3 protein-coding genes and 1 pseudogene are annotated in these 4,316 nt (G+C 65.2%); all 4 read right to left on the bottom strand.

The window, feature by feature from the left end; all coding sequences use genetic code 11:
* Positions 1-255, bottom strand: a pseudogene (locus tag WBQ44_RS01280) (tyrosine--tRNA ligase); the annotation flags it as partial.
* Between the two features lie 39 nt (positions 256-294).
* Positions 295-915 carry a DNA-3-methyladenine glycosylase gene (locus tag WBQ44_RS01275; protein WP_495564926.1) on the bottom strand — a complete coding sequence of 207 codons (621 nt, stop codon included), beginning with the start codon at positions 913-915 and terminating at the stop codon, positions 295-297.
* Between the two features lie 12 nt (positions 916-927).
* Positions 928-1,137: a Trm112 family protein gene (locus tag WBQ44_RS01270; protein WP_495564925.1), complete on the bottom strand. Its 210-nt coding sequence runs from the start codon at positions 1,135-1,137 to the stop codon at positions 928-930.
* Positions 1,138-1,229: 92 nt separating this feature from the next.
* A complete protein-coding gene (locus tag WBQ44_RS01265; RefSeq protein ID WP_495564924.1) occupies positions 1,230-4,244 on the bottom strand; it encodes an AMP-binding protein in 3,015 nt (1,004 codons plus the stop codon).
* Positions 4,245-4,316: the final 72 nt, after the last annotated feature.

The raw sequence follows: 4,316 nt of genomic DNA, 5'->3' as shown, positions 1-4,316 counted from the left end.
GCCGACATCCCGCGGATCGCCGATCATGCCCGTCGCCCCGCCTGCCATCACGATGGGTCGATGTCCGGCCCTTTGGAACCGACGAAGAGCCAGCAACGGAACGAGGTGACCAGCGTGAAGGCTCGGGCCTGTCGGGTCGAAACCGGCATAAAGAGTGATCGGACCACCCGACGTGGCCTTCCTCATCTCGTCCAGGTCGGTGGACTGCGCAATCAATCCGCGCCAGGTCAGTTCGTCGATGATGTTCTCGCTCACGGAGAGCGATTCTCCCGCATCGACCGAAGCGGGAGAGCGTCAGCCCTGTACTTGGTCCGGTGCGGGAGCGCGTGGGCTACGCCGATACGTCGACACCGACTCACTGTCGCTGAGCCAGAAACGCCATGGTCGGTCGGCGGCAGTGCTGACCCCTACCCGTGGCCCCGACACGATCCGGGAAGCGGGCGGCGAAACCATCCGAGTCAATGACAAGGCTGAGGACCCGTCCAACAGGTTGGTGCCGTTGTCGGCGATAGTTATCCCGAGGGCCTGGCCGAGGTTGCCGGGCCCACTGGCGAGCAGGTGCTCGCGCGCACTGGGGCTTCGTCTCGACCGGACAATGTCGTGACCGTCGACTACTTCCCCCGCGCGGAGCAGTACGGCGGCGGCTTCGCCGTCGGGGCCACAGGAGACATTCATACACAGGTGCATGCCGTAGCTCAGATACACGTACAACCGACCGGCCGGCCCGAACATGACCGAGTTTCGTGGTGTCGGTCCGCGGTAGGAATGCGCCGCCGAATCGGGCCACGGCCCGCCTTCCGGCCCTCCGTACGCCTCGACTTCGACGATTCGCAGACACACTTTCCCCGCGCGGAAGTGCGAGCCGAGCAACTGCGCCGCCGCGTCGGGTGGAGCGCAACTGAGGTCGAATGCCATCCCGTGGATTGCTCAGCTGTTCTGCGCGCGCCCGAGGATCGACTCGTGCTCGGCATCGTCGACATCGCGTGCGTCGTCGACGAGCAGAACGGGGATGCCGTTCTCGATCGGGTACGCGCGACGCAGACGCGGGTTGTATAGCAACTCGTCCTCCACCAACAGCAGTGGCCCCTTGTCCACAGGGCACGCCAGGATGTCGAGAAGTGTCCGATCAAGTGCCACTGCAATCCTCTTCTTCGTCGTTCTCCGGACCGTACGCCGGGGAAGCCCTTCGGCGACCCAAACCTATCCGATCGTTGCGATCGACGCCGCGACTACCGGCGCCCGCCGCCGCCGTCAGACGCGAAGCGCTCGGCCGCAACGGCTTTCGTCAATCGCCGGTAGGTCCCCGACGCGGCGTCGAAAAACCATGCCCTCGCACTCGGCGTCGGGATTCCGCGCTTCTGTAGATCGGAAGCACGTGGACGGTATGCGCGACCCAGCGGAATACGGTCGACGACGTGCACGATGTCGGGACGTTGACTCGGAAGCAACACCGCGACAGCGTCCATGATCGTCCGGACCGGCAAGCTCCCGTCGCCGCGTACCGCGATTCCGCACACTGCGACCTCGTCGGCGTGGTCGAGCCGCCGCTGCGCACCCGGCTCCCCACCGAGATCGACGCCGTAGACGACCACGGACTCGACATCCGGTACGTCTCCGAACGCATCGATGATCGGCTGCGTGAACACAGGCCCGCGGGCCGTCTTGACCACGGTGTCCTTACGGTCGACAAGCCAGTAGTCGCCGTCCGCATCACGCCGGAACAAGTTCTCGGTGGGTACCCACGAGTCGCCGGGCTCGAACACACCGCGCATCAGTGGGCTCGTGACTTCGCCCTCGCTGCTCGGACGACCCAGCAGCAGCCCGACCTCTTCGTCGCGACACATTCGGACAAAGCCGTTGTCGTCCTCTTCCAGACGACCGGAGATCGGGTCGTAGGCGGCAAGCGCCACCCGCGCGCTGCCGGGCAGCGGACGCCCCTTGGAGCCGATCTTGCTACCGCCGACGTTCGCCAAGATGACATCGTTCTCTGTGGACGCATAGAACTCGAGCACCCGGGCGGGCTTGAACCGTTCGAGAGTGCGTTTCCACAGACCGACCGGCATGCCCGAACCGATGAACAACCTCACGGGGTGGTTTCGGCCGAGGTCGAGGTGCTCGTCGTCCAGAATGCCCTGCATCATGGCCCAGGTGTAGCTGATGACCGTCACGCCGTATCTGGATACCTCACCCGAGAAGCGTTCCGGGTCGAGGCCGCGCGACAATGCGATTCGTGACCCACCTGCGAGTGCGCCGCCGACACTGACCAGCAGTCCGGCCGAATGATGCAGCGGTGCAAGGCAATAGACGGTGTCGCCGGCTCCGAGCGCAGCCGCTGTGGCCGTACCGAACGCCGACAGCGCCCAACGGTGATTGGTGACGAACCGCGGCTCCAGACCACGGTCGGTCGCTGTGAACAACACCAGCGCGAGGTCGCGGGCACGGCCCGGATCGGCTTCGTACCAGGCGGGGAGTCGAACCGTGTCGGGGTCGATCGCCTCGAGGTCGATGACGTCCGCCCCAGTCGGTACGTCCAGAGACCTGCTCTCGCCACCGCCCAGTACGAGCACGTTGACCACGAGGGTCGTCGCAGACTTCAGATTTTCCGGATCGGTGACGACGGTATCGACGTCGACGGTCCGCAGCGCACTCTCGAGGTCGCCGCCGGGAGGGAGCAGAACCGCAACCGCGCCGATGCGCGAGAGGGCTGCGATGGCAGCAAGCGCACTGGGACGGGTCTCCATCAGCACGCCGATGCGCGCGGAAGGACGAACGCCGGAGACGATCAGTCCTTTGACGACGTTGTCGATTCGTACGTTGACCGCCTGATAGGTGTGCACACGGTCGTCGAACAGGAAGCACTCCCCCGCTGGCGATCTGCGTCCCTGCTCGGCGAGTAGACGCCCGAGCGACACCTTCGAGTGCGGTTGCATCTGCCCGAGGCGGGCGAGCCGCGGCAACGTTCTCACTGCTTCGGTGGACATCTCGCGTGTGCCCCGGACTGCACCGGTGGCCGCGGCGGCCAAGCCGCGCCCGACGCCGACACCCACCTCGGCAATCGACGCTGCGGTATGAATCAACCTGTTGCTGATCGACACGCCACTCTCGGTGTCGGGATGCTCGTCGTACGTCATCTCGTGCGCGCCTGCAGGTTGTTCACCGACGCCCTCGCGCCAACGGATCCACTCCCCCGTCGTCGGCCATGTCTGAGACGCTGCGGTACTCCCCACGACCAGACCGAAATGCCCTGCCCGCAGCGTACTTTCATAGATTTCGGCTCGCGGCGCAGCTCGCCGAATGCCACGCACGGCCAGCGGCTGCCCGATATCGTCCACCTCACCGACGAACGCCAGGACGGGCACCGTCAGGTCGGACAGGGTGAGCAGTCGATCCTTGATAACGAAGCCACCGGTCATCATCCGGTTGTGAACGACGAATTGCTTGAGTAACTCTGCAACGGCGGGCCCCGACCAGGCGACCCAGCCGTCAAGTGCGAGAAAACGTCGCTGCGGCTCGCGCGGCAGCAGAGCTTCTCTATCGTGCAGTTGACGAAGGAACTCGAGCCGGGACCGCACGGTCTTGGCTGGGTCGAGCAGCTGAAAGCCGGTGCGCGCCATCCATCCCGATACCGCCAGGCGGGTGAACACGTGGTCGGCGAGGAACTCGGCACCCCGCGTCGCCACACCCGCGGGAATGCCGAGAGGGAGCGCGGCGAGAGTGTCGACCGGAGCACCGAACGTGATCAGGCTGGCCAGGTTTCGCCCACCGCGGTACGCCGCCGCTTGGTAGCAGAACATACCGCCCTGCGAGTATCCGCCGAGGTGGACGTCGCGCCCGGTGTATTCGTGCACCTTGTCGACCACCTCGCTGATGGCCACGACATGATCTGCGAGAGTGCGGCTCCAGCCGCCCTCCTCGGTATCGGGTGATCCGAAATCGATGACCCACGGATCGAGACCCATGCCGTGCAGGATTCCTGCAGCGCCGTTCTCGGTGGTGACGTCGTATACGTCCGCCGACACCATCATCGGCGGAACCAGTACGACAGGGGGGCGCGACTCGTTCTCGGCGACGTCCGGGAAATATCGCCGCAGCCGATACATCGGTTCACGGTCGACGATTCGGAACGGCGACGGGTCGACCTCGGTTTCGAGACCACCCAACCGAATGACTTCGAGACCGTTCTGCGCAGTCGCGACAGCACGTCGCAACGGTCCTCGGACCGCGTCTGCATTCAGTCCAACCACTACCACTCCTGCGTTCGATCTTCGCTGCCCCGACCGCCCGATCACTGCGCCTGAAACAGAAGCTTCTCACAC

The sequence above is a fragment of the Rhodococcus sp. (in: high G+C Gram-positive bacteria) genome, from assembly GCF_049591685.1.
In the GTDB taxonomy this organism is placed as follows: Bacteria; Actinomycetota; Actinomycetes; order Mycobacteriales; family Mycobacteriaceae; genus Rhodococcoides.
This window is presented reverse-complemented; position numbering and strand designations above follow the sequence as displayed.

What these genes read in the sequence shown, in the direction of transcription:
- WBQ44_RS01275 (WP_495564926.1), bottom strand. Translation starts at nt 915, where the DNA reads ATGGCATTCGACCTCAGTTGCGCTCCACCCGACGCGGCGGCGCAGTTG.